The sequence below is a fragment of the Microbacterium oxydans genome (assembly GCF_006540085.1).
GTDB classification, from domain to species: domain Bacteria; phylum Actinomycetota; class Actinomycetes; order Actinomycetales; family Microbacteriaceae; genus Microbacterium; species Microbacterium oxydans.
Window position 1 is genome coordinate 197,787 of sequence record NZ_BJOG01000008.1, and the last position, 19,274, is coordinate 217,060.

General features: G+C 68.3%; 18 protein-coding genes. 7 read left to right on the forward strand and 11 right to left on the reverse strand.

Annotation, left to right across the window (positions count from 1 at the left end; genetic code table 11):
- Both MOX01_RS15300 and MOX01_RS15305 read right to left on the reverse strand, forming a co-directional pair.
- Entirely contained in the window at positions 1 to 1,002 is a 1,002-nt protein-coding gene (locus MOX01_RS15300) for a permease prefix domain 1-containing protein (protein WP_141370404.1), read from the reverse strand.
- A gap of 1 nt (position 1,003) precedes the next feature.
- The gene (locus MOX01_RS15305) at positions 1,004 to 1,336 is read right to left on the reverse strand and encodes a PadR family transcriptional regulator (protein ID WP_046747325.1); all 333 of its coding nucleotides are present in this window, start codon (positions 1,334 to 1,336) and stop codon (positions 1,004 to 1,006) included.
- Positions 1,337 to 1,443: 107 nt separating this feature from the next.
- On the opposite strand from MOX01_RS15305, the gene MOX01_RS15310 reads away from it, so the two are divergent.
- Positions 1,444 to 2,424 carry an o-succinylbenzoate synthase gene (locus tag MOX01_RS15310; RefSeq protein WP_046747324.1) on the forward strand — a complete coding sequence of 327 codons (981 nt, stop codon included), beginning with the start codon at positions 1,444 to 1,446 and terminating at the stop codon, positions 2,422 to 2,424.
- A gap of 22 nt (positions 2,425 to 2,446) precedes the next feature.
- Here MOX01_RS15310 and MOX01_RS15315 read toward each other — a convergent pair whose 3' ends face one another.
- On the reverse strand, positions 2,447 to 3,070 hold the full coding sequence (locus tag MOX01_RS15315; RefSeq protein ID WP_046747323.1) for a TetR/AcrR family transcriptional regulator: 624 nt from the start codon (positions 3,068 to 3,070) through the stop codon (positions 2,447 to 2,449).
- Positions 3,071 to 3,201: 131 nt separating this feature from the next.
- Here MOX01_RS15315 and MOX01_RS15320 point away from each other — a divergent pair, with 131 nt between their 5' ends.
- From MOX01_RS15320 to MOX01_RS15330, 3 genes are all read left to right on the forward strand, one after another.
- A complete protein-coding gene (locus MOX01_RS15320; RefSeq protein WP_141370405.1) occupies positions 3,202 to 6,006 on the forward strand; it encodes an MMPL family transporter in 2,805 nt (934 codons plus the stop codon).
- Positions 6,003 to 7,976 carry a YhgE/Pip domain-containing protein gene (locus MOX01_RS15325; protein ID WP_127011842.1) on the forward strand — a complete coding sequence of 658 codons (1,974 nt, stop codon included), beginning with the start codon at positions 6,003 to 6,005 and terminating at the stop codon, positions 7,974 to 7,976. The genes MOX01_RS15320 and MOX01_RS15325 overlap by 4 nt, the downstream gene beginning before the upstream one ends.
- Positions 7,977 to 8,167: 191 nt before the next feature.
- Positions 8,168 to 8,758: a 2'-5' RNA ligase family protein gene (locus MOX01_RS15330; RefSeq protein WP_227751275.1), complete on the forward strand. Its 591-nt coding sequence runs from the start codon at positions 8,168 to 8,170 to the stop codon at positions 8,756 to 8,758.
- 168 nt (positions 8,759 to 8,926) lie between these two features.
- On the opposite strand, the gene ccsB is transcribed toward MOX01_RS15330, so the two are convergent.
- The 5 genes from ccsB to MOX01_RS15355 all read right to left on the reverse strand — a co-directional run bounded on the left by ccsB (position 8,927) and on the right by MOX01_RS15355 (position 13,738).
- Positions 8,927 to 9,901 carry a c-type cytochrome biogenesis protein CcsB gene (gene ccsB, locus MOX01_RS15335; protein ID WP_058630472.1) on the reverse strand — a complete coding sequence of 325 codons (975 nt, stop codon included), beginning with the start codon at positions 9,899 to 9,901 and terminating at the stop codon, positions 8,927 to 8,929.
- Between the two features lie 4 nt (positions 9,902 to 9,905).
- Complete coding sequence (gene resB, locus MOX01_RS15340) at positions 9,906 to 11,735, reverse strand: cytochrome c biogenesis protein ResB (RefSeq protein WP_141370406.1); 1,830 nt, start codon at positions 11,733 to 11,735, stop codon at positions 9,906 to 9,908.
- Positions 11,736 to 11,817: 82 nt separating this feature from the next.
- Positions 11,818 to 12,603, reverse strand: coding sequence for a cytochrome c biogenesis CcdA family protein (locus tag MOX01_RS15345; RefSeq protein ID WP_061017254.1), 786 nt, complete (start codon positions 12,601 to 12,603; stop codon positions 11,818 to 11,820).
- A gap of 16 nt (positions 12,604 to 12,619) precedes the next feature.
- Complete coding sequence (locus MOX01_RS15350) at positions 12,620 to 13,270, reverse strand: TlpA family protein disulfide reductase (RefSeq protein ID WP_141370407.1); 651 nt, start codon at positions 13,268 to 13,270, stop codon at positions 12,620 to 12,622.
- Between the two features lie 63 nt (positions 13,271 to 13,333).
- Positions 13,334 to 13,738 (reverse strand): MerR family transcriptional regulator, encoded by a 405-nt coding sequence (locus MOX01_RS15355; protein ID WP_058630469.1) that lies wholly within the window; start codon positions 13,736 to 13,738, stop codon positions 13,334 to 13,336.
- 55 nt (positions 13,739 to 13,793) lie between these two features.
- Here MOX01_RS15355 and MOX01_RS15360 point away from each other — a divergent pair, with 55 nt between their 5' ends.
- Positions 13,794 to 14,699: an NAD(P)/FAD-dependent oxidoreductase gene (locus MOX01_RS15360; RefSeq protein WP_141370408.1), complete on the forward strand. Its 906-nt coding sequence runs from the start codon at positions 13,794 to 13,796 to the stop codon at positions 14,697 to 14,699.
- 73 nt (positions 14,700 to 14,772) lie between these two features.
- Here the strand turns inward: MOX01_RS15360 and MOX01_RS15365 are convergent, their stop codons facing one another.
- Positions 14,773 to 15,402: a histidine phosphatase family protein gene (locus MOX01_RS15365; RefSeq protein ID WP_141370409.1), complete on the reverse strand. Its 630-nt coding sequence runs from the start codon at positions 15,400 to 15,402 to the stop codon at positions 14,773 to 14,775.
- A gap of 1 nt (position 15,403) precedes the next feature.
- The gene (locus tag MOX01_RS15370; protein ID WP_141370410.1) at positions 15,404 to 15,778 is read right to left on the reverse strand and encodes a DUF5684 domain-containing protein; all 375 of its coding nucleotides are present in this window, start codon (positions 15,776 to 15,778) and stop codon (positions 15,404 to 15,406) included.
- A gap of 143 nt (positions 15,779 to 15,921) precedes the next feature.
- Between MOX01_RS15370 and aspS the strand changes: the two genes are divergently transcribed.
- Entirely contained in the window at positions 15,922 to 17,700 is a 1,779-nt protein-coding gene (gene aspS / locus MOX01_RS15375) for an aspartate--tRNA ligase (protein WP_058630467.1), read from the forward strand.
- A 102-nt stretch (positions 17,701 to 17,802) separates the two neighbouring features.
- Here aspS and MOX01_RS15380 read toward each other — a convergent pair whose 3' ends face one another.
- Entirely contained in the window at positions 17,803 to 18,588 is a 786-nt protein-coding gene (locus tag MOX01_RS15380; protein WP_058630502.1) for a sulfite exporter TauE/SafE family protein, read from the reverse strand.
- 118 nt (positions 18,589 to 18,706) lie between these two features.
- Between MOX01_RS15380 and MOX01_RS15385 the strand changes: the two genes are divergently transcribed.
- Entirely contained in the window at positions 18,707 to 19,222 is a 516-nt protein-coding gene (locus tag MOX01_RS15385) for a GNAT family N-acetyltransferase (protein ID WP_113680626.1), read from the forward strand.
- Positions 19,223 to 19,274: the final 52 nt, after the last annotated feature.

The following is a 19,274-nucleotide window of genomic DNA, read 5'->3' on the forward strand; positions in this document are numbered from 1 at the left end:
CTATTCCTGTTGCTCCGGTCGTCTGTTCGCGCGGGCGGTCTTGAGCCAGCCGTCGACGCTGTCCCACCCGACCCCGATCGCGACGCCGAATCCGAGCAGCACGGCGAGGATCCTGAACACCCCGCCTTCGTCGGCCGATTCCGCCTGACCGGCGGCGAAACCCTCGCCACCGGCCGTCGCGATCTGTGCGAGGAACTCGGGGTTCACGAGCTGATCCGTCAGCAGCAGGATCACGACCCAGGCGAGGAAGGCCAGGGCCAGCACCGTGTTCGCCACGGCGAGACCGATGCTCCATCGCCGCCGCCGGTGGAGCACCAAGGCGAACACGACCTCCGCCGCGATCAGCACGAACAGAACGCCGATCCCCCACGGCCACAGCTGGGGGTCCAGGATCGGCAGCGCCTCACCGTCCACCTGGACGAAACCGCGGAAGCGGTCCCAGAACAGCGCTCCGACACTGATGCCGAGGAACACCAGCGAGGCGATCAGCTCGCTGCGGCCCACCCCGTCGTCGGTCGGCTCGGGAAGCTGATCGACATCCCATCTCACCCCGGTGTCGGTACCGGCTCGCTCCAGGATCACGAAGACCAGGGTGGTCCAGAAGCACAGGTGGAGAATCGTGCCGCCGGTGGCGAGGAGCGACGTGGACATGATCTCCCCGACCGGGGCCGCGGAGATCGTCAGGCCCAGCGCGACGGCGGCGAAAACGCTGACAGGGACGAACTTGAGCAGCAGGACCAGCAGACGCCACCAGGTGAGGTAGTAACGGGGCCCGATCAGGTACAGGGGGCGGTCGGCATAGCCTGCCGCGAGAGCGCCGGGATCGCCGAGCTCGGTGAGTACCGCGCGTTCGGCATCCTCGGGCGCTTCTCCCTGCTCCACGCGCGCCTCGACCGCGTCGGCGATGGAGGCTTCGAGCTCGGCACGGACATCCGCCTGCGCTTCCGGCGGCAGACTGCGGATCGTGGCGCTGACGTAGCGTTCGGTGAGAGTGGTGGTCATGTCAGTTCTCCTCTGAGGTGAGGGACGCGATCGCCGCCGTGAGCGACCGCCATTCGTCGGTGAGGGCGTCGGCGAGGCGGACGCCGGCTTCCGAGGTGCGGTAGAACTTGCGGGGACGCGCCTCGTCGGTGTTCCACTCGCTCGTGAGGTACTCCTGCTTCTCCAGACGGCGCAGCAGCGGGTACAGGGTGTTCGCATCGGTGGCGAAACCGCGCTGCTCGAGCATCTCCAACAGCGCGTAGCCGTATCCCGGCGAGCGCAGCAGCTGCAGGCAGGCGAGCACCACGGTGCCGCGCCGCAGTTCCTGCAGGTGGATGTCGAGGGTTTCGTTCATGCCCGTCACATTACTGTGTGTCGCACACTATCGTCAACCGCACACCGAAATGAGACTCACCCCTCCACGGGCCACGCCCGCAGGGCGACTCGGAGCAGAATGGGCACATGATCCCGCCGCTCGCAGACCTGCTCGACTCGGCCAGGGTCGTCGCCCTCCCCATGCACAGCCGCTTCCGTGGCGTCGACACACGGGAGGCACTGCTCTTCGAGGGGCCGGAAGGCTGGGCGGAGTTCTCCCCGTTCGTGGAGTACGACGACGTGGAGGCGGCGACCTGGCTGGCTGCCGCGATCGACTTCGCCTGGAATCGTCAGCCGACCGCGCTGCGGGATCGCATCGGCGTCAACGCCACGGTTCCGGCCATCGAGGCGTCACTGGTGCCCGAGCTGCTGGCGCGCTTCGCCGGCTGCCGCACGGCCAAGGTGAAGGTCGCCGAACCAGGGCAGACGCTCGCCGACGATGTCGCGCGCGTCCGGGCGGTGCGGGAGACGATGGGTCCGGAGGGCCGCATCCGCATCGACGCGAACGGCGCCTGGAACGTCGACGAGGCCGAGCACGCGGTGCACGCCCTCGGTGAGTGCGACCTCGAGTACGTGGAGCAGCCGTGCGCGACGGTTCCCGAACTGGCGGAGCTCCGAAGACGCGTGAAGTACATGGGCATCCCCGTCGCCGCCGACGAGAGCGTCCGCAAGTCGTCCGACCCCCTCGCGGTCGCCCGCGCCGGAGCCGCCGACCTGCTCGTGATCAAGGCGCAGCCCCTCGGCGGGATCACGCACGCCCTGCAGATCGTCACCGCCGCCGGCCTTCCCGTCGTGGTCTCGAGCGCGCTGGACACGGCCATCGGCTTGTCCCAGGGTGCCGCCCTCGCCGCCGCGCTCCCGACGCTCGACTACGACTGCGGGCTCGGAACGGCTTCCCTGTTCCTGGACGACGTGGCAGATCTTCGCCCGGTCGACGGCTCGATCCCCGTCGGCCGCGTGACGCCGGACGCGGAGTCGCTCAGCCGGCTCGCGGCGCCCGACGAGCGTCGCGAATGGTGGCTCGCCCGGCTCGCCCGCTGCTACGGCGAGCTGTCCACGCCGGGCTGAATCCGCGGAACCAAAGCCCGGCCTACGACTCGATGAGCAGCTGCACCAGGCGCCCGAGTTCTTCGCCACCGGAGTGCCGGAGCTGGGCATCGTCCTGTCCGGCCATCGCCCCGCGCACGGTCATGCCCTCCCAGATGATCATGAGCATGCGGGCGGCGACCACCGCGGGCAGTCGCAGACGCAGCAGACCGGCCGCGACGATGTCGTCGACGATCTGGGCGATGCTGGCGACCATCTCCCGCTCCTGCGCGAGGTACGCCTCGCCGAACTTCGCGTCGCGCAGCGCACGGATACGGATCTCGCTGAGCAGCATGACGCCGAGCCTGTCGTCGCCGCCGAGCTCCATGATCTGCTGCACGAGCTCGATCGGATCGCAGCCTTCCACCAGGGCACCGGCGGCCGTCAACTCCTCCACACGGGTGCGCACGGCGTTCACGCGCACCTCGGAGACGCTGGCGGCGAGCATGAGGAACAGCTCATCCTTGGACTCGAAGTTCGAGTAGAACGCGCCGCGCGTGAATCCGGCGCGTTCGCACACCGCCTCGACCGACGCTCCATCGAGCCCGACCTCGGCGAAGACCTGCGCCGCGGCTTCCAGCAGGCGAGCGCGCGTGTTCTCGCGGCTGCGGGTTGCGGGTGTCGACATCGAAACCTCCTAGCCCTTCACTCTCGCATGATTCACACCCCGCACACAGGCTTGGCCGGGCGGGTCACCTTACGATACATCTATGTATTGGATACACCTGTGTATCCACCCCGCACCCCTCGGAGGAACGCGTGTCCACTCTCCTGTCCTCGCTCGGACGCTGGTCCTTCCGGCACCCGTGGCGGGTCCTCGTGTCCTGGTTGCTCGCGCTCGGCATCGCCGGCGCCGGAGCGCTCGTCCTGGGCGCGGGAACCGACAACACGTTCTCCATCCCCGGTACCGAGTCGCAGGCCGGGCTCGAGCAGCTCTCGCGCTCGTTCCCGCAGGTGAGCGGCACCAATGCGCAGTTCATCGTGGTCGCCGCCGACGGCGACAAGATCACGGACGCCGAGTACCAGGACGACATCGAGGGCGCGGTCGATGAGCTCGGCGACCTCGACGGCGTGCTCGCTGCCACCTCGCCGTACGACGAGATGGTCAAGGGCATGATCAACGACGACGACACCGCCGCCATCGTGCGCGTGCAGTTCGACGGCGAATCCACTGACGTCTCCGAGGAAACGAAGGATGCGCTGCGCACGGTCGTGAGCGACCTGGGAGCCGAACTCCCGACAGGGTCCCAGACCTCGCTCGGCGGAGATCTGTTCGCGATCTCGATCCCCGGCGTCACGCTCACCGAAGCCGTCGGACTGCTCATCGCCCTGCTGGTGCTGATCGTCACGTTCCGCTCATTCATCGTGGCCGGCCTCCCCCTGCTCACCGCGATCCTCGGTGTCGGCATCTCGATGGCCGGCATCTTCACCGCGACCGCGTTCGCCACCGTATCGTCCACCACCCCGCTGCTGGCTCTCATGCTCGGGCTCGCGGTGGGTATCGACTACGCACTGTTCATCATGGCGAGACATCAGGACCAGGTGCGCGACGGCGTCGACCCGGAGGAGTCGGCCTCCCGTGCCGTCGGCACCGCCGGATCCGCCGTCGTGTTCGCCGGTGTCACCGTGCTCATCGCCCTGATCGGCCTCGGCTTCGCCGGCATCCCGTTCCTGACGACCATGGGTATCGCCGCCTCCGCCGCCGTGGCCGTCGCCGTCGCTATCGCCGTCACCCTCACTCCCGCCCTGCTCGGCTTCATGAAGGGCAGGGTCGTCGGGCGCCCGAAGAAGGTCAGGACCCCGAAGACGAACAAGACCGCCGCCGGTCAGGCGGACGATTCCGTGCCCTCGAAGCCGGTCGTCCCGGTGAAGGGCAGCGCCCGGTGGGTCGGCGGCGTCATGAAGCACCCCGTGCTGGTGTCGATCGCAGTGGTGCTCGGACTCGGGATCGTCGCCGTCCCCGCGCTCAGCCTCGACCTCGCTCTGCCGAACGCCGGCGTGCTACCTAAGGACAACGAGGCACGGCAGACCTACGACCTCGTCGGCGAGGAGTTCGGCCCCGGCTTCAACGGTCCGATGATCCTGACGGGCACGATCGTCACCTCCACCGATCCGCTGACGCTGATGGAGGACCTCGGCGACGCGGTCGCGAAGGTCCCCGGCGTCAAGGAGGTCGCCCTCGCGACCCCGAACGAGACCGCAGACACCGGGATCGTGCAGATCGTGCCGGAGACCGCGCCCGACGACCCCGCGACCGCCGACCTCGTGCGCGAGCTGCGCAGCCACCACGATGAATGGCTCGACGAGTTCGGCATCGACCTCAAAGTCACCGGCTTCACGGCCGTCGGCATCGACATCTCCGACCAGCTCGGCAACGCGCTGCTGCCCTTCGGCATCTTCGTGATCGGCCTCTCGCTCATCCTGCTGACCATCGTGTTCCGATCCCTCTGGGTGCCGATCACCGCCGCCATCGGCTATCTGTTGTCGATCGTGGCCGCTTTCGGTGTGGTCGGCGCCGTGTTCGAGTGGGGCTGGTTCGCCGATCTGCTGCATGTCGCCAAGGTGGGACCGATCATCAGCTTCATGCCGATCATCCTGATGGGCGTGCTGTTCGGCCTCGCCATGGACTACCAGGTGTTCCTCGTCTCCCGCATGCGCGAGGACTTCGTGCACGACAAGGACGCGAAGAGTCCCGACCGCGCCACCCGCAGGGCCGCTGCCCTCCGCGCCGTGCGCAGCGGCTTCACCGGCTCGGCGAAGGTCGTCACGGCGGCAGGACTCATCATGTTCGCGGTGTTCGTGGCCTTCGTCCCTGAGGGCGACTCGTCGCTCAAGCCCATCGCACTCGGCCTCGCCGCCGGCATCGCGTTCGATGCCTTCCTGGTGCGGATGACGCTGATCCCCGCCCTCATGGCCATCCTGGGCGAGCGCGCCTGGGAGCTCCCGCGCTGGCTGGAGAAGATCCTCCCCCGCATCGACGTCGAGGGCGAGGCCGTCGAACGGGAACGCCACTTGGCCGCGTGGCCGGGCGACGGATCGGTCGTCGCCGCCGACGACCTCGAGATCAGCGCGGATGCGCCGCTGATCGAGAACCTGTCGATGCGGATCCCGGAGGGCGGTGCCCTCATCGCGACCGGTGGCGACCACCGCAGCCGCCGCGCACTGGCTCTGACGATCGCGGGACGTCTGACCCCGACGGAGGGACGACTCAGGGTTGCGGGGCACCTCCTCCCCGGCCGCGCCGCCTGGGTGCGCGCACATGTCGGTTGCGTGCTGATCGACGATGCCGACACAGGGCTCGACGATCTCGCAGAAGCCCTGCGCGGAAAGTCATCCATCGTCGTGATCGACGGGATCGACCGGCTGAGCGGCGGGCAGCGCGACCAGGCGACGGCGATGCTCCGCGATGCTGCAGCGACCCGCACGATCGCGGTCTTCACCACCGCATCCGATGCCGACTCGGCACGGACGACCCTCGCCGAGGCCGGATGGCCAGACGCCCAGACACTCGACACGCGCGCCCCTCGCCGGAGCGCCGCAGAATCCACCGAGGTGACCGCATGACCCTCCCCATCGAGCGCGCGCGCTCCCGCAAGCCCATCACGTGGCTGACCATCCTCGGCGTGCTGCTGCTGCCGGCGGCGGTCGGCGGCATCCTGGTCGCGGCACTGCAGAACCCGACCGAGCGGCTGGACTCGATGACCGCGGCGATCGTCAATCTCGACGAGCCCGTGACCATCGACGGCCAGATGACCCCGCTCGGACGTCAGCTCGCCTCGGGCCTCGTCGAGGGATCGGACGACCTCGATTCGAACCTCACGTGGGTGATCTCGAACAAGGACGACGCCGCTGACGGACTCGCCGACGGCTCTTATCAGGCCGTCATCACGATTCCCGAGGACTTCTCGTCCGCCGCCACCTCGGCCGGGACCGCGATCTCCGACGGCGGAGGGAAGGCGGAGAAGGCCACCATCGAGGTGACGACCCCGAAGGACGGACTCGTCGCCGACGACCTCATCACGGGCCAGATCGCCGACGTCGCCGCTTCGACCATGGGCACGATGCTCTCCGAGGCGACGACCGAGAACATCCTGGTCGGCTTCACCACGATCGGCGACCAGATCGGCGAGGCCGCAGATGGTGCCGTCAAGCTCGCGAACGGAGCACGCGACGCCGCCACCGGAGCCGCGGCGATCCCGGACGGTGCGGCGAAACTCGCCTCCGGCGCGGGTGAGCTCAGCACGGGTGCGTCCTCACTCGCCTCGGGGCTCGACACGATCGCGGGCAAGACCCGTGAAGCTGCGGCGGGTGCGGGACAGATCGGGTCCGGGCTGGCGGCTGGTGGTGCGGAGCTGCAGCAGAACGTCGGCGGGGTTCAGAAGCTGGTCGGGGCCGTGCAAGGCGCTTCCGCATCGGCGCAATCGGCAGCGACCGGCTCGGTAGCGCTCGCCCAGCGTCTGGGCGGCCTGGCTCAGCAGGCATGCACACCTCCGGTCACCGACCAAGCGCAGTGCGATCTGTACTCGTCGCTTGCAACCGACGCCGGAGCTGTCGCGAAAGACGCCGGCACGGCATCGGGCATCCTCACCAACGACGAAGTCGCCGGTGGTGTCGCAGCCCTCCCTGGCACCTTCAGCACTCTGGCGTCCAGCATGTCCCAGGCCGGCGCTGGCGCCACGCAGCTGTCCTCCGGCCTCACCCAGCTCGCCGACCAGGGTATCGGGGCATCCGCCTCTGGCGCGCGCAGCCTCGCATCCGGTGCGACCCAGCTCTCCGGCGGCGCGACCGCTCTCGCCGACGGCGCGACCGAGCTCACGACCGGACTCGACACGCTGGCGACCGGCACGGGCGACCTCGCGGGCGGGCTGCGCACGGCATCCGACTCGCTCCCCTCGTTCAGCGACACCGAGTCGAAGTCGCTCGCCTCTGTGATCGCCGACCCGGTGTCGTCGAACTCGTCGGTGGACACGATCTTCGGCCCCACCGCGATCCCGCTGCTCGCCGCGGTCGTGCTCTGGTTCGGTGGACTCGCGACGTTCGTCGTGATGCGCGCCCACACCGCTCGCACGCTCACCTCTCGACGGTCTTCGGCGGGTCTGACTCTGCGCGCGTTCGCTCCGGCGGCGCTGATCGGTGCCGGTCAGGGTCTGCTCGTGTCGTTGATCGTGCAGATCGTGGCGAGCTACGACGCGGGCACCTGGTGGGCCTTCGCGGGCACAGCGGTCCTCGCCGGAGTGGTGTTCGCCGCCGTCAACCAGGCTCTCGTCGCGGTGTTCGGCGGCGTCGGTCGCTGGATCTCGGCCCTGGTGGGAGTGCTCGCCGTAGCGACGGGCCTGATCTCGACCGTGCCGGACTGGCTCGCCGGCATCGGTGCGGCACTTCCGACGGCCCCGGCCTTCGCAGGGCTCATCACGGCCAGTGGTTCGGCCGTCGCCGCGCTGGTCGTCTGGGGCGTGCTGTCACTCGTGGCCACCACGCTCGCCGTGACGCTGCGACGCACCACCTCGGCCAAGGCGGTCCTCGCCACCACCTGACTCCCTCCTGCTCTGCCCCCTCCCTGCCCCCTCCCTGCCCTGCCCTGCCCTGCCCTGCCCCCTGCCCTGCCCTGACCTGCCAAAACGGAGACCATCTCCCCTCAGCTCAGCGCGTCGACATGTGACGCGCCGAGCCGTGCGCGTGACGGTCTCCGTTTTCGCATGCGGTGACCAGGACCTAGGCTCCTGACATGCGTCGACCGTTCATGGACACCCCCGACCAGCTCGAGAGCTTGGAGGGGCAGCAGTACCTCGTGCTCCGGCCCACTGTCGAGGTCGCCGATACCTACCGGGAAGTGCAGGACACTGCACTCGCACGGCTCGGCGCTCCGGTACGACGACCGCACACCGGGCACGTCACGCTCCGAGGCTTCTACGAGCCCGAGCGGCGCGACGAACTCGCCACGCTGATCCGCTCCTGGGCGGCGCAGCAGACGCCGATCGAGATCACCGCCGAGGCCGTGGACGAGTTCCCCACGCCGTGGCAGATCCTGATCGTGCGCCTCGCCCGCACCGCATCACTCGTCTCGGCGTACTCGTCCCTGACCACCGCGCTGGATGCCACGGACTTCCGCCGCCTGGGCGAGCTGCCGTTGGAGGAGTGGACCTTCCACCTCTCGGTGCTCTACGGCAAGACTCTCGACCCGGAGGTCTGGTCGCACTTCGCGCAGCCCGAGTCGCGTGCTCTCGAGCCTGCGCCCGCCGAGACCATCACCGAAGCCGAGCTGGTCTGGTACGAGGACGGCATCGAGCACGCCGAGGTCCTGCCGTTGGGCGGCTGACCTCGCTCCCGCTCCGGCCGAAACAGAGACCTCCCGCACTCTGCCCCGCGTGTCCTGTGTGGACGCGCCGGGCCTGATGCAGGAGGTCTCTGTTTTCGCAGCTGAGTGTTCGCGGCTGAGTGTTCGCGGCCGGGATTTCGCAGCCGAGTCGTCGCAGCCGAGCGCGGCTCAGCTCAGGCCGGAGTAGGCGTGCAGACCCTTGAAGAAGACGTTCACGATCGTGAAGTTGAAGATCACGGCCGAGAATCCGACGATCGCGAGCCACGCCGAGGGGTTGCCCCGCCAACCGCGGGTAGCCCGTGCGTGGATGTAGCCGGCATAGATGACCCAGATCACGAAGGTCCAGGTCTCCTTCACGTCGAAGCCCCAGAAGCGGCTCCAGGCGTAGTACGCCCAGATGGAGCCCGCGATGAGAGTGAAGGTCCAGAGGATGAACCCGATGATCGTGAACATGTACGCCAGGCTCTCCAGGCGCACCGCGTTCGGGAAGGTGCGGAGGAAGCCTGGGCCCGTCTTGGTCGCCCCCTCGCCCAGCAGGCGCTCACGTCGCGACTGCATGAGCTGGATCACCGAGAGGGCGAAAGCCAGCGCGAAGAATGCCGTCGCGAGCGAGGCGACGAACACGTGGATGACGAGCCACACGCTCTTCAGCGGGTCCATCAGCGGCGAGACGTCGACGTAGAAGTTGGTCGCTCCGAGGCCGAGCAGCACGACGACGAGGCCCGTGATGAACGTGCCGAGGAACCGCAGGTCGATACGCGTGAGCACGACGAGGTACACGGCGATGATGAGCAGCGTGCCCATCATCGCGAACTCGTAGAGGTTCGCCCACGGCACACGACCGGCGGCGATGCCACGCGTGACAGCGGACGCGAGGTGGAACAGGAAGCCGAGTACCGTGAGCGAGGTGCCGATCCTGGCCATCACGAATCGCTGCGGGGCGGAACCCGCATCAGACCCGCCCGACGCTGCGGGGATGCTTGCTCCACCGGCCCCTACGAGCACCGACTCCCGCACGTTCTGTGCATCGGCCGTCGCCTGCGAACGCCGCGCGAGATCGAAGGCGTAGGCCACGAAGGCTGCCGCGTAGATCGCGATCGCCGTCCACAGCAGGACCGGCGAGATCACGTTGAGCTCGAGCATGGTGTCAGTCTACTTTCCGGGTGTCGGTTGCCGGGGCTTCCACCTCGGCGGACTTGGTCGCGATGTCATCAGCCACGGTGTGATCGTCCGCGGTGTCGTCGGCAGGGTTCTCGCCGTCCTCGGCCCGCACCGTGGTGCCGCCTGCCGCGTCGAGCAGTCGGGCGTGGCCGGCGACGAGGTCGTCCACCGCTGCCGCGAGCGTCGGGTCTTCCCCACGGGCGAGCGCCGCGTATTCGAGGGCGACCTCGCCGTCCTGCGCCGTGGCCTTGACCCACACACGTCGCCGCGGAACGAACAGCGCGACCATGAGACCGCCGAGGGCCAGCAGCGCGAAGCCGAGCACCCACACACCTGACTCGTCACGGTGGATCTGCAGCGAGGCGAAGCGCTTCACCGACTGGGAGGCATCCGTGGCGCCGGCCGGAGACTCGTCCTCGAAGGTCACCGAGCCGAGGCCGTTCGGCAGCTGCGCGGTCTGCCCGGGGGCAAGCTCGATCGACTTGACGTCGGTGGTGCGGCCCGTGAGCTTCGTCATGCCAGTGGTGTCGAGCACGTAGACGGAGCGCGGCACACCCTCGTTGATGCCGAGGTCACCCGTGTACACGTCGAGCGTGAGCGTCGGGTTCGTGAGGTCGCCGTACGCGGAGAAGAACGCACCGCTCTCGAGCACACCCGTGGTCGGGTAGAAGAACCCGACCAGGCCGACCTGCTCGGCCAACCCGTCCGGCACCTTGAGCACGCCGAGCGAGGTCATGTTGTTGTCCTGCGGCAGGAACGGCGTGCTGTTGGTGAACACGACATTGCCCTCGGGATCGCGCACCGTCACCGTCGGCGCGTAGCCGTTGCCGAGCAGGAACACGTCGTCGTCGGCGACACCGAGGGGCTCGTTGACCTTGACGGAGCCGGTACGTTCCTCGCCGTTCTCCTGCACGGTGACGTTGGCGGAGAAGTCGCCGGCCTGACCGGACCCCGGCTCACCGAACGGCTGGTAGGTCACGTCGAAGGAGTCGAGGCGCATCGAGTACGGGGAGAACGCGTCGTCGCCCACGAACCGTCCGCGGTTCATCGAGTCGTAGTCGAGGAGCGTGTTGGCGAAGGTCTCGCCCTCGACCAGCACCCGCTGCCCGGTGTAGGAGAACCCTCCGCCGATGCCGACCGTGACCAGCACGCCGACGAGCGCGAGGTGGAAGAGCAGGTTGCCGGTCTCGCGCCAATAGCCGCGCTCGGCGGAGACCGAGAACGTGCGTCCGCGGTCGTAGCGCTCCACCCGGTAGCCGAGGGCCTTCAGCTGCTTCGTCGCGACGTCGATGGACGCGGCCGCCTCGGCTTCCGCATCGCCGGTCTTGGTTCCGGAGTCCGCCGCGGGATCGCGCGTGACGGCGCGGTAGTCCTCGAGGCGCTGCAGCCGGGCGGGGGTACGCGGCGGGCGGGCACGCAGCGCCTTGGCGTGGTGCTTGATGCGCGGGATCACGCAGCCGACGAGCGAGGCGAACAGGAGCAGGTAGATCGCCGAGAACCACGGCGACAGGTAGACGTCGAAGAGCTTGAGGCCGTCGAGGATCGGGAACAGGTCGGGGTTGTCGCGCTCCCACTGCGTCACACCGTTGGGGTCGGCCATCCGCTGCGGGAAGATCGAGCCGGGAATGGCGGCGATCGCCAGGACAAGCAGCAGGATCAGTGCCGTGCGCATCGAGGTCAGCTGACGCCAGCCCCAGCGCAGCCAGCCGACCAACCCGAGGCGCGGCTGGGTGATCGAGTCGTCTCCGTCGACGTGGTCGGACGGGCGGAGCGGATCGCTGGAGTCGCTGTTCGCGGCACCCTTGTTCTTGGTCATGACCTTCTCAGTGCGGGGAGTTTTCTCGGGACGGATGGGCTTGTCGGGACGGCTACCATCTCGCTCGCTCGTCTCGGGATCGTCAGAGCGGGAGGATGACACTGCCGATCACCGCCGTCAGTCTCGACATGATGTCGGTCCAGAGTCCGGTGACCATCAGGACGCCGAGGAGGAGAAGCATCACGCCGCCGATGATGTTCACCACCCGGATGTGCCGACGCAGGAACCCGATCGCCTTCGTGGCCCAGCCGAAGCCGAGCGCGACGAGCAGGAACGGGATACCGAGGCCGAGCGAGTAGGCAAGGCCGAGGAAGCCCGCCCGCACCGGGTCTCCGGCATTGAACGACAGCGCGAGGATCGCCGCGAGCGTCGGTCCCATGCAGGGAGCCCATCCGATGCCGAGCGCGATGCCGAGGAGCGGCGCCCCGACGATTCCGGCTCTGGAATCCACGTGGAAGCGGAATTCCTTCTGCGCGAACCCGAACAGCCCGAGGAAGACCAGGCCCATCCCGATGATGACGACGCCCAGGATGCGGGTGATGAGGTCGCCCCACTGCAGCAGGAAGACCCCGGCCGTTCCGCCGAGCACGGTGTAGAGGATGAAGACGATCGTGAAGCCGAGGATGAACAGCAGCACTCCCCCGACGAGTCGCCCCCGCGTCGCGGTTTCTGCCGTCTGCGTCGTCGTCCCGCCTTCCCCGCCGGCAGCAGCGGTCGACCGAGGTGCGACCGCACCGCCGAGGAAGCCGAGGTAGCCGGGAACGAGTGGGAGCACGCAGGGAGACAGGAACGAGACGAGTCCCGCGAGCATCGCGACGGGAATCGCGATCCAGAGGGCCCCGGAGCCGATGATCGCTTCGGGACTCATGAGCAGTCCTGGCCGCTCACGAGTCCTCCGCGAGGGCGTCCTTGACGAGCGTGGAGAGGATCGACTTGCCGTCGATCGGCCCGATGATGCGCGCCGCGACGCGCCCTTGCTTGTCGAGCACGAGAGTCGTCGGCGTCGCGGCGATCGGAGTCTCCTTCGCGAAGGCGAGCTTGGCCTGAGCGGTGTCGACGTCGATAAGACTCGGGTACGTGACGTCGTACTCGTTCGCGAAGGCCACGGCGGTGTCGGCCTGGTCACGGGTGTTGATGCCGATGAACGCGACGTCCTGATCGGTGAAGTCCTGCCAGACGCCTTCCAGATCTGCCGCTTCGAGGCGGCACGGTGCGCAGCCGGCGTACCAGAAGTTGACGACCGTGACCTTGCCGGCGATGTCGGCGCTGTCGAACTCCTCGCCCTTCTCCGTCACGCCGCTGAACACGACGGGCTCGCCGCGCTCGGCGACGGGGATCTCGACGATCGCGCCGTCGGCTGCGACGTAGCCGGTGTTCTCGCCGTTCAGGAACGATTCGCTGACCGGATCGGGAGCGCACGCGCTCAGACCGATGGCGAGCACCGCAGCGAGCGCGGCACCGACCGCACGACGCGAACGCCGGGTGCGGGAGGAGCGGCCGCTGCGGATCTGACGGACCGTCGAATCGCTTGGCACGACTCCGAGTTTACGCAGAGGATCCTATGCGCGAGCCGGAAACGGGACCTCCTCCGACGCCCCTCAGAAGCGCGCCAGGATGTCGTCCACACCCGCCCGGAAGCGTGGACATGTGGCGATGTCGTGGGCGCGGCAGCCCATCGCGTGCTCGGTCATCTCGCGCGATCGACGCATCTCCTCCATGCGCCGATCGAGATCGTCCAGGTGCTGTTGCAGCACCTGATGCCGACCGAAACTCCCGTCATCGAGCAGCACCGCGATCTGCTCGAGCGTCATCCCTGCAGCCTTGCTGCGCTGGATCACGGCTATGCGCACGACCTCGTCCTCGCCGTAGCGCCTCCGCCCGGCGGCGTCGCGCGGAGGGGTGAGCAGCCCCACCGACTCCCAATGCCGCAGAACGTTCGTCGGCAGGTCGAAACGGGTCGCGACATCACCGACGGACCACGGATGCTCGGAACTTGACTTCATGTTGACATGAAGTCACAGACTGGCGTGGAACGCAACATCCAGAGGAAGGACCACCATGTACGACGCCATCGTGATCGGCGCAGGACCGGCAGGGCTGCAGGCCGCTCTGACCCTCGGACGGATGCACCGCTCCACGCTCCTCCTCGACTCGGGCGAATACCGCAACGGCACCGTCCTGCACATGCACAACATGATCGGCGCGGACGGCACTCCCCCCGCCGAGTTCCGGGCGACGGCGCGAACCGAGCTCGCTGACTACGACGACGTCGAGGTCCGTGAGACCGCGGCGTCGAGTATCACGGGTGGCGAGGATGCGTTCGTGGTGGCACTCGCCGACGGCTCGGTGGTGGAAGGGCGCCGCGTCGTGCTGGCCACCGGGGTCGCCGATGATCTTCCGATCGTGTCCGGACTGCAGGAGTTGTGGGGCACGCTCGCCTTCAGCTGTCCGTTCTGCGACGGGCACGAGCACGCCGGCAAGGACATAGCGATCGTCGGCGCCGCGCCCCGCGCCGAGCACCTCATCGGGTTGCTGGGGAGGATCGTCGCGAACATCACGGTCGTGCCGGTCGAGGAGGCGTTCACGGACGAGGACATCCGCACGCTCGAGGCGAAGGGCGCGCGGGTGAGTCGCACCCCCGTCGCCTCCGTCGAGAAGGTCGAAGGCGGCGTGCTCGTCCGCACGGACGACGACGAGCGTGTGGTCGCCGGAGTCTTCATCGCCGCAGGGGCGATGCGTCAGCGGTCGCCGTTCGCCGCGCAGCTCGGACTCGGCATGCTCGAGTCCGGGTGCATCGAGATCGACGAGTTCGGACGTACCTCGCACCCCGGGGTGTTCGCCGCGGGCGACCTCGCCCACCGTGCGACCCTCCCCGGCCCGATGGCATCCGTGCTGCTGGCGGCCGCCGCGGGTCAGCTGGCCGCTGTCGGCATCATCCAGTCACTCCTGGCCGCCGAGCACTGACCCCGTTTCGAATCGCGCACGTGGGTCCATCCGTCGCCGGAATGGAACCACCTGCGCGATTCGGAAGTGGGGGTCAGACCGCGCCGACGTCGACTGCACCGCCGGTCGCGGCAGGCTCGACATAGGCGACCTCTCGCCAGACGTCACCGACGCGCTCGAACGAGGTGACGCTGGACAGCGCGCAGCGTCGGGTGCGTGGGTCGTGTTGCAGCGGAAGCCCCGCGACGCGGAGGTGCGTGATCCAGATGGGCGCCTGGTGCGACACCATCACGACGTCTCCATCGGGTGCCGCATCCCACGCCTCGTCCATGACACCGAGCATCCGCTCAGCGATGGAGGAGTAGGGCTCGCCCCAGCTGGGAACCGAGGGCTGGCGCAGATGCCACCAGTTCAGGGGGTTCATCAGGGAACGGCGCATCTGCGTCCCCTCGAACACGTTCGTCGGCTCGATCAGCCGGATGTCGATCTCCGGCACGAGGTCGAACGTCGCGGCGAACGGCTCGGCCGACTCCTGGGCGCGTTCGAGAGGTGACGCGTACAGCGCGGAGACGGGACGGTCGAGCGCGGCCACATGGTCGGCTGCTGCTGTGGCCATCCCCCGGCCCGCGTCGCTCAGGTGGTAGTCGGGAAGACGTCCGTAGAGCACGCGGGCCGGATTGTGCACCTCACCGTGTCGCACGAGGTGCAGCCGGGACGCCGTCATGTCACGCCTTGCTGTAGCGCGAGTCCCCGAAGCCGAGGATCAGGTACCCGATGTACGGGAAGAGGAACAGCAGGAAGAACGAGAAGACCCCGCCCTTGCCGAAGCGTCCACCGAGCTTGAACGCGACGATGATCGCCAGGATCAGGTTCGCGACAGGGATGAGGTACAGCAGCGCGAACCAGCCGGAGAGGCCGGCGATCTTCACCAGGAAGACGAGGTTCACGAACGGGATGATGGCGAGGATTCCCGGGTACCCGGCCTTGGTGAAGACCTTCCACAGGCCGACCGCGACGAGGATGTAGAAGACGAGCGCAATCAGGCCGGTGGTACCCGAGAAGATCGACGCAAAGAGATCGGAGATGCCGTTGTTGTCCACGGTGCACTCTTTCTGTGTATGAGCTGTGTCGTGGCGATCCTACTGATACGCCGTCCCGGCCGCCGGTGACCGGGCCGATGACCGGCCAACCGCCCCCGTAGAATGGGCGGGTTCCCCATTTCCCAGATCAGAAGGAATACTCCGTGCTTCGCACCCACTCGGCAGGCTCTCTGCGAGCCGAGCACATCGGTCAGACCGTCACCCTCTCGGGTTGGGTCGATCGCCGTCGTGACCACGGAGGAGTCGCTTTCATCGATCTGCGGGACGCCTCCGGCATCGCCCAGGTCGTCATCCGCGACGAGGAGATCGCGCACCCGCTTCGCAACGAGTTCGTCCTGAAGGTGACCGGCGAAGTCTCGCAGCGCCCCGAGGGCAACGCGAACCCGAACCTGCCGACCGGCGAGATCGAGCTCATCGCGACCGACGTCGAGGTGCTGAACGAGTCCGCTCCGCTCCCCTTCCAGGTCTCCACGGCTCTCGCCGACACCGAGACCGTTGGCGAGGAAGCACGCCTGAAGTACCGCTACCTCGACCTGCGCCGCCCGGCCCCGGCCGCCGCCCTGCGCCTGCGCTCGAACGTCTACAAGGCGATCCGCGACGTGCTGCACGCCGACGACTTCACCGAAGTCGAGACGCCCACCCTCACCCGCTCCACGCCGGAGGGCGCCCGTGACTTCCTGGTTCCCGCGCGCCTGAGCCCCGGCAGCTGGTACGCACTGCCCCAGTCCCCTCAGCTGTTCAAGCAGCTGCTCATGGTGGGCGGCGTCGAGAAGTACTTCCAGATCGCCCGCTGCTACCGCGACGAGGACTTCCGCGCCGACCGCCAGCCGGAGTTCACGCAGCTCGACATCGAGATGAGCTTCGTCGACCAGGAGGACGTGATCGCCCTCATGGAGTCGCTCATCGTGGCGATGTGGGCGACCATCGGCGTCGAGGTGCAGACCCCGCTGCCGCGCATGACCTATGCCGAGGCGATGGCCAAGTACGGCTCCGACAAGCCCGACCTGCGCTTCGGCCTCGAGCTCGTCGAGGCGACGGAGTACTTCAAGGACACCCCGTTCCGCGTCTTCCAGGCCGAGTACGTCGGCGCTGTGCGCATGCCCGGCGGCGCGAGTCAGCCGCGCAAGCAGCTCGACGCCTGGCAGGACTGGGCCAAGCAGCGCGGTGCACGTGGCCTCGCCTACGTCCTGTTCAACGAGGACGGCACGCTGGGCGGCCCCGCAGCCAAGAACCTGTCGGAGGCCGAGCAGGCCGGACTCGCAGAGCTCGTCGGTGCAGAGCCGGGCGACTGCGTGTTCTTCGCCGCCGGTGACACCAAGCAGAGCCGGGCACTGCTCGGTGCAGCGCGCGTCGAGATCGGTCGCCGCCTGGGCTATCTGAACCCCGACGAGTTCGCCTTCACGTGGGTCGTCGACGCTCCCATGTTCGAGCCGGCCGCCGACGCGGTGGCCTCCGGTGACGTGGCAGTGGGCGCCGGTGCCTGGACGGCCGTGCACCACGCATTCACGGGTCCCAAGCCCGAGTTCGAGGACACGTTCGACACCGACCCCGGATCGGCCCTCGCGTACGCGTACGACATCGTGTGCAACGGCTCCGAGCTCGGCGGCGGTTCGATCCGCATCCACCGCGAAGACATCCAGAAGCGCGTGTTCGAGGTCATGGGCATCAGCGACGAGCAGGCCGACGAGCAGTTCGGCTTCCTGCTCGACGCGTTCAAGTTCGGCGCTCCGCCCCACGGTGGGATCGCACTCGGGATGGACCGCGTGCTGCAGCACCTGACCAAGACCGAGTCGATCCGCGAGGTCATCGCGTTCCCGAAGTCGGGCAACGGCTTCGACCCGCTGACCTCCGCTCCCGCTCCGATCACCGATGCGCAGCGCGCCGAGGCCGGCGTCGACTTCGAGCCCGAGGACGAAGACTGAGTCCAGCCGCCTCGCGCGAGCACAGGCACACACGCCGGATCAGGCGGTTCTGCGAGGAACCTGCCTGATCCGGCGTTTCTGCCTGCGGCGGCGTCGCTTCGTTCAGCCTGCGATCGATGCGAAGGCCGGGACGATGTTCTCGTTCCACACATCGACTCCGAGCTTGCCGATCAGCGCGATCACGACCACGAGGAACACGACGCGGATGAACGTGGTCCCGCGCGAGATCGCCATGCGTGATCCGAGGTAGCTTCCCGCGACGTTCGCGACCGCGAGGATGCCCCCGAGCAGCCACAGCACGGCGCCGTGCGGGATGAACAGCATCAACGCACCCGCATTCGTCGCGAGGTTGACGATCTTGGCTTTGGCGCTCGCCTGCAGGAAGTCGTAGCCGAGCAGCGCGACCAGCGTGATCACGAGGAAGGTACCGGTGCCAGGACCGATCATCCCGTCGTAGAAGCCGATCCCGAGTCCCGCTGCGCCCGCCATGATGTGGTGCTTGTGCCCATGGAAGCGCAGCTGGGTCGCCGCGCCCATCTGCGGCCGGAACGCCGTGAACAGGGCCACAGCGAGCAGAGCGATCACGATGATGGGTTTGAACGCGGCAGGGGGCAGCACGGTGGCGACAGCCGCCCCTCCGAAGGAGCCGATCAACGCGATGATCGCCATCGGCAAGGCGGTGCGCAGGTCCGGTTTGGCTCGTCGGTAATAGGTCGCACTGCTGGTGGCCGTGCCGAAGACCGAGGCGAGCTTGTTCGTCGCGAGCGCCTGCACCGGGGAGATGCCGGGGATCAGGAGCAGCGCCGGCAGCTGCAGCAGCCCTCCCCCGCCCACGACCGCATCGATCCAGCCGGCGCAGAACGCGGCGATCACCACGAGCAGCAGCATCCCCCAGGTGAGCTGCTCGAGTCCGAGCACGGCGCCGATATCCACCTCGCCATGATTCCAGAGAGTCGACGCCGCCCTCGCATCCGCCGACAGACTCATCCGCTGACAGACTGGAGCCATGCTCGAAGCCCTCCCGCTGCCCCACTCCTTCGAATCGCGCATCGGCACCGCGCTCCTGCGCCGCGCGACGGTCGACGACACGGATGCCGTGATCGCCCTCCTCGCCGACGACCCGATCAGTGCGGCACGCGGCGATGTGGCATCCGCCGAGGACCGCCCGGCCTATGAGCGCGGTCTCCGCGAGATCCTGGCCGAGCCGTCGAACGACCTGCTCGTGGTCGAGCTCGACGGTGCGGTGGTCGGCACGTTGCAGCTCACCTCGATCCCGGGGATGGCGCGTCGCGGTGCACGGCGGCTGCTGGTCGAGGCAGTACGGGTGCAGAGCAGTCTGCGCTCGTCTGGCATCGGTTCCGCCGTGATGCGCTGGGTCGGAGAGGTCGCCGCCCCAGCCGTCGACGCATCGATGGTGCAGCTCACCTCCGACGCCGCCCGCGTCGATGCCCACCGCTTCTACGAGCGGCTCGGCTACGTCGGCTCGCATCGCGGCTTCAAGTACACGGTTTCCCAGAGCTGAAGCCCCGGCGGCCCCGACCGGACAGCACCCAGCCACCATCCGTTCACCTGAC

Coding starts and splice junctions, on each gene's coding strand:
- MOX01_RS15300 (WP_141370404.1), bottom strand. CDS start 1,002: ATGACCACCACTCTCACCGAACGCTACGTCAGCGCCACGATCCGCAGT.
- MOX01_RS15305 (WP_046747325.1), bottom strand. CDS start 1,336: ATGAACGAAACCCTCGACATCCACCTGCAGGAACTGCGGCGCGGCACC.
- MOX01_RS15310 (WP_046747324.1), top strand. CDS start 1,444: ATGATCCCGCCGCTCGCAGACCTGCTCGACTCGGCCAGGGTCGTCGCC.
- MOX01_RS15315 (WP_046747323.1), bottom strand. CDS start 3,070: ATGTCGACACCCGCAACCCGCAGCCGCGAGAACACGCGCGCTCGCCTG.
- MOX01_RS15325 (WP_127011842.1), top strand. CDS start 6,003: ATGACCCTCCCCATCGAGCGCGCGCGCTCCCGCAAGCCCATCACGTGG.
- MOX01_RS15330 (WP_227751275.1), top strand. CDS start 8,168: ATGCGTCGACCGTTCATGGACACCCCCGACCAGCTCGAGAGCTTGGAG.
- ccsB (WP_058630472.1), bottom strand. CDS start 9,901: ATGCTCGAGCTCAACGTGATCTCGCCGGTCCTGCTGTGGACGGCGATC.
- resB (WP_141370406.1), bottom strand. CDS start 11,735: ATGACCAAGAACAAGGGTGCCGCGAACAGCGACTCCAGCGATCCGCTC.
- MOX01_RS15345 (WP_061017254.1), bottom strand. CDS start 12,603: ATGAGTCCCGAAGCGATCATCGGCTCCGGGGCCCTCTGGATCGCGATT.
- MOX01_RS15355 (WP_058630469.1), bottom strand. CDS start 13,738: ATGAAGTCAAGTTCCGAGCATCCGTGGTCCGTCGGTGATGTCGCGACC.
- MOX01_RS15360 (WP_141370408.1), top strand. CDS start 13,794: ATGTACGACGCCATCGTGATCGGCGCAGGACCGGCAGGGCTGCAGGCC.
- MOX01_RS15365 (WP_141370409.1), bottom strand. CDS start 15,402: ATGACGGCGTCCCGGCTGCACCTCGTGCGACACGGTGAGGTGCACAAT.
- MOX01_RS15380 (WP_058630502.1), bottom strand. CDS start 18,588: ATGCTGCTGCTCGTGGTGATCGCCGCGTTCTGCGCCGGCTGGATCGAT.
- MOX01_RS15385 (WP_113680626.1), top strand. CDS start 18,707: ATGCTCGAAGCCCTCCCGCTGCCCCACTCCTTCGAATCGCGCATCGGC.